This is a genomic window from Modestobacter sp. KNN46-3 (assembly GCF_011039295.1).
In genome coordinates this window covers 1-4910 of sequence record NZ_JAAKGN010000241.1, presented here as the reverse complement: position 1 = coordinate 4910, position 4910 = coordinate 1, and the positions used below count along the sequence as shown (strand labels likewise).

The following is a 4910-nucleotide window of genomic DNA, read 5'->3' as shown; positions in this document are numbered from 1 at the left end:
GGCGTCCTCGTCCTCCCGGATGGCCTTCACCACCCGGCCCCACGGTGAGCGCATGAGCGCCCAGACCAGCAGCGAGCACAGCGCCACCAGGATCCACCCGACGGTGACGACCCAGAGCTCGCCGCCGCTCCAGGTGGTGCCGATCAAGTTGTACCGGCGGCCGGTGTCCCACGGGGCCAGCGCGATGAAGTCGCGGTTGAAGGCCGACAGGCCCCGGGTGCCACCGGTGACCGGGGTGGCGGAGACCGATCGGAAGACCAGTCTCAGCCCCTCGGCCGTGGCGATGGTGACGATCGCCAGGTAGTCGGCACGCAACCTCAGCGTGGGCAGGCCCAGCAGCAGGGCGAGCACGACGGCGGCGAGCACCCCGACGAGGACGCCGACCCAGAAGGGCAGCCCCCACTGGCTCACCGAGATGGCGATGCCGAACCCGCCGAGCATGGCGAAGGCGATCTGGCCGAAGTTGAGCAGCCCCGTGTACCCGAAGTGCACGTTGATGCCGATGGCGAGCAGGGCGAAGAAGATCGCCTGGAACCCGAAGAACGCCTTGCCCGCGATCGCGAACGCGTTGAGGAGGTCGGCCATCGGTCAGCCGATCCTGGCGCGGCTGCCCAGGATGCCCTGGGGACGGACGACGAGGATGACGATCAAGAGGAGCAGCCCTCCGACGTACTTCATGTCATTCGGGATGACGAGGGTGGACATCTGCACGAAGACACCGACGATGAGGCTGCCGAGCAGGGCGCCGTAGGCGGTCCCGAGCCCGCCGAGGGTGACCCCGGCGAACATCAGCAGCAGCAGTCGGAAGCCCATGTCCCACTGGACCTGGTCGGAGAGGCCGAGGAGCACCCCGCCGAGCGCGGCGAGCGCACCGCCGAGCACCCACACGAACAGGACGACGCGGTTGACGTCGATCCCGGAGGACGCCGCCAGGTCCCGGTTGTCCGACACCGCCCGCATCGCCTTGCCGATCTTGGTGCGCTGCAGCATGAGCGCCACCAGCACGAGCACGACGACCGCGATGACGATCGAGGCGACGTCCCGGTCCTGCAGGGTGAACGGGCCGTAGCTCTTCGCCCGCTGGCCCTGGTAGTCGGCGTAGGGGTTGGAGAACCCGCCGTAGAAGATCTGGTAGCTGTAGCGCAGCGCCAGGGACAGGCCGATCGAGACGACCAGCGCCGCGATGAGCCCGGTGCCGCGTCGTCGCAGGGGCCGCCAGATGGCCAGCTCGTTGAGGGCGCCGACGACCCCGCCGACCACCATCGCCAGCAACGCGGCGGGGATCAGCGGCACCCCGCCCTGCACGTTGATGTACCAGGCCGCGATGGCGCCGATGGTGACCAGCTCGCCGTGGGCGAAGTTGGTCAGCCCGGTGGTGCCGTAGATCAGCGACAGGCCGACCGCTGCCATGGCGATCAGGAGCCCGAACCGCAGGCCGTCGACGAACAGCTGGACGGCCCGGATGGTGCCGCCGCCGTCGTTGCGACTGCCGTCGTTCAGGCCGATGTTCACCGGCTGGGCTCGCCCCGCGTCGACGGTGACGGTGCGGCTGGGCTCGCCGTTAAGCTCGACCCCCTCCGGCAGGTCGTCGGGGTCGACGGTCACGACGTACTGGCCGGCGCCCGGCAGGTCGACCTCCCACCGGCCGTCCTCGTCGGTCTGGACGGTGTCCACGACGTCGCCGTCCGGTGTGGCCACCTCGACCGAGATGCCCTCGATCGGGCCGCTCAGGCTGGTCTGCAGGGTGCCGCGCACCTGCTCACCGACGGCGGAGGCGACGCCGGGGACCAGGGTGGCGAAGGCCATCCCGAAGGCGGCGACGAGCAGGACCAGGACCAGCGGACGGCGGGCGCTGCGCCACCGGCGTGCGCTCCGCCGGGGTGCTGACCGGTCCTCCCGGGTGGAGCTGCGTTCCCCGTGCCTCGCGGCACGGTGGGGCGCGTGCGTCACTCGACCTCCCAGCCGTTGGATGTGAGGCGGGACAGTAACCCACCCCTGTTACGGGGATCGACCTGCTGGGACACACTGTGACCCTTCTGCGACACGCCGATGTGCTACTCGCCGGTAGTCCGGGAGCGACGTGTCGGCCGGGCCCGCGGTCCGGCGTCCCCGGGGAGCGAGGCGCCAGTGCGGGCCCGGAGCGGGTTCAGCGGGCCGGGCGGATCAGGCAGGTGAGCCGTGCGCTGGCCGTCGGCCGGCCGGCCTCGTCGCTCACCGAGATCAGGAAGGTCGCCAGCGTGCGGCCACGCCGGACCGGCGTGCAGACCGCGGTGACCAGGCCGGAGGTGGCCGCCCGCAGGTAGCTGGCGTTCAGCTCGATGCCGACCACGGTGCCGCCGGTGGCTACGGTGCGCGGATGACCACCGCGCGTCCGGACTGGCTGCCGTCCGACACCCAGGGGCCCCTGGACGACAAGCTCGGGATCCAGATCACCGACTACACCCCCGACCGGCTGGTGGCGACCATGCCGGTCGCCGGCAACGAACAGCCCTTCGGCCTGCTGCACGGTGGAGCCACCTGCGCCCTGGCCGAGAGCATCGGGTCCTGGGCGGCGATGCTGCACGCCGGGCCCGGCGGCACCGTGGTCGGCATCGAGCTGAACGCCAGCTACCTGCGGGCGGCCACCTCCGGCCTGGTCACCGCGGTCTGCACGCCGGTCCGGCGTGGCCGCACGCTGGCGACCTTCCTGATCTCGGTGAGCGACGAGGCCGGCCGGCCGACGGCCAGCGCACGGCTCACCTGCCTGATCCGCCCGGCCCGCTGAACCCGCTCCGGGCCCGCACTGGCGCCTCGCTCCCCGGGGACGCCGGACCGCGGGCCCGGCCGACACGTCGCTCCCGGACTACCGGCGAGTAGCACATCGGCGTGTCGCAGAAGGGTCACAGTGTGTCCCAGCAGGTCGATCCCCGTAACAGGGGTGGGTTACTGTCCCGCCTCACATCCAACGGCTGGGAGGTCGAGTGACGCACGCGCCCCACCGTGCCGCGAGGCACGGGGAACGCAGCTCCACCCGGGAGGACCGGTCAGCACCCCGGCGGAGCGCACGCCGGTGGCGCAGCGCCCGCCGTCCGCTGGTCCTGGTCCTGCTCGTCGCCGCCTTCGGGATGGCCTTCGCCACCCTGGTCCCCGGCGTCGCCTCCGCCGTCGGTGAGCAGGTGCGCGGCACCCTGCAGACCAGCCTGAGCGGCCCGATCGAGGGCATCTCGGTCGAGGTGGCCACACCGGACGGCGACGTCGTGGACACCGTCCAGACCGACGAGGACGGCCGGTGGGCGGTCGACCTGCCGGGCGCCGGCCAGTACGTCGTGACCGTCGACCCCGACGACCTGCCGGAGGGGGTCGAGCTTAACGGCGAGCCCAGCCGCACCGTCACCGTCGACGCGGGGCGAGCCCAGCCGGTGAACATCGGCCTGAACGACGGCAGTCGCAACGACGGCGGCGGCACCATCCGGGCCGTCCAGCTGTTCGTCGACGGCCTGCGGTTCGGGCTCCTGATCGCCATGGCAGCGGTCGGCCTGTCGCTGATCTACGGCACCACCGGGCTGACCAACTTCGCCCACGGCGAGCTGGTCACCATCGGCGCCATCGCGGCCTGGTACATCAACGTGCAGGGCGGGGTGCCGCTGATCCCCGCCGCGTTGCTGGCGATGGTGGTCGGCGGGGTCGTCGGCGCCCTCAACGAGCTGGCCATCTGGCGGCCCCTGCGACGACGCGGCACCGGGCTCATCGCGGCGCTGGTCGTCTCGATCGGCCTGTCCCTGGCGCTGCGCTACAGCTACCAGATCTTCTACGGCGGGTTCTCCAACCCCTACGCCGACTACCAGGGCCAGCGGGCGAAGAGCTACGGCCCGTTCACCCTGCAGGACCGGGACGTCGCCTCGATCGTCATCGCGGTCGTCGTGCTCGTGCTGGTGGCGCTCATGCTGCAGCGCACCAAGATCGGCAAGGCGATGCGGGCGGTGTCGGACAACCGGGACCTGGCGGCGTCCTCCGGGATCGACGTCAACCGCGTCGTCCTGTTCGTGTGGGTGCTCGGCGGTGCGCTCGCCGCGCTCGGCGGGGTGCTCCTCGGCCTCTCCGACCAGGTCCAGTGGGACATGGGCTTCCGACTGCTGCTGCTGATGTTCGCCGGGGTCACCCTCGGCGGGCTCGGGACCGCCTACGGCGCCCTGCTCGGCAGCCTCATCGTCGGTGTCTTCGTGCAGATGTCCACCCTCGTCATCCCGAATGACATGAAGTACGTCGGAGGGCTGCTCCTCTTGATCGTCATCCTCGTCGTCCGTCCCCAGGGCATCCTGGGCAGCCGCGCCAGGATCGGCTGACCGATGGCCGACCTCCTCAACGCGTTCGCGATCGCGGGCAAGGCGTTCTTCGGGTTCCAGGCGATCTTCTTCGCCCTGCTCGCCATCGGCATCAACGTGCACTTCGGGTACACGGGGCTGCTCAACTTCGGCCAGATCGCCTTCGCCATGCTCGGCGGGTTCGGCATCGCCATCTCGGTGAGCCAGTGGGGGCTGCCCTTCTGGGTCGGCGTCCTCGTCGGGGTGCTCGCCGCCGTCGTGCTCGCCCTGCTGCTGGGCCTGCCCACGCTGAGGTTGCGTGCCGACTACCTGGCGATCGTCACCATCGCCACGGCCGAGGGGCTGAGACTGGTCTTCCGATCGGTCTCCGCCACCCCGGTCACCGGTGGCACCCGGGGCCTGTCGGCCTTCAACCGCGACTTCATCGCGCTGGCCCCGTGGGACACCGGCCGCCGGTACAACTTGATCGGCACCACCTGGAGCGGCGGCGAGCTCTGGGTCGTCACCGTCGGGTGGATCCTGGTGGCGCTGTGCTCGCTGCTGGTCTGGGCGCTCATGCGCTCACCGTGGGGCCGGGTGGTGAAGGCCATCCGGGAGGACGAGGACGCC

The 4910-nt window shown here is 71.2% G+C and carries 6 protein-coding genes; 3 read left to right on the top strand and 3 right to left on the bottom strand.

Annotated elements, in window-relative coordinates; translation table 11 throughout:
- The 3 genes from G5C62_RS25610 to G5C62_RS25600 form a co-directional block, all read right to left on the bottom strand.
- Positions 1-585 (bottom strand): branched-chain amino acid ABC transporter permease (locus G5C62_RS25610; RefSeq protein ID WP_164703221.1); only part of this gene is annotated, 585 nt, incomplete at its 3' end.
- Between the two features lie 3 nt (positions 586-588).
- The gene (locus G5C62_RS25605; RefSeq protein WP_241176139.1) at positions 589-1950 is read right to left on the bottom strand and encodes a branched-chain amino acid ABC transporter permease; all 1362 of its coding nucleotides are present in this window, start codon (positions 1948-1950) and stop codon (positions 589-591) included.
- A gap of 196 nt (positions 1951-2146) precedes the next feature.
- Positions 2147-2329: a hotdog fold thioesterase gene (locus G5C62_RS25600; protein WP_241176138.1), complete on the bottom strand. Its 183-nt coding sequence runs from the start codon at positions 2327-2329 to the stop codon at positions 2147-2149.
- Positions 2330-2356: 27 nt separating this feature from the next.
- On the opposite strand from G5C62_RS25600, the gene G5C62_RS25595 reads away from it, so the two are divergent.
- The 3 genes from G5C62_RS25595 to G5C62_RS25585 form a co-directional block, all read left to right on the top strand.
- Positions 2357-2764, top strand: coding sequence for a PaaI family thioesterase (locus G5C62_RS25595; protein ID WP_036340824.1), 408 nt, complete (start codon positions 2357-2359; stop codon positions 2762-2764).
- A 196-nt stretch (positions 2765-2960) separates the two neighbouring features.
- Positions 2961-4322, top strand: coding sequence for a branched-chain amino acid ABC transporter permease (locus G5C62_RS25590; RefSeq protein ID WP_241176137.1), 1362 nt, complete (start codon positions 2961-2963; stop codon positions 4320-4322).
- Between the two features lie 3 nt (positions 4323-4325).
- On the top strand, positions 4326-4910 hold a 585-nt coding region (locus tag G5C62_RS25585), incomplete at its 3' end, for a branched-chain amino acid ABC transporter permease (RefSeq protein WP_164703221.1).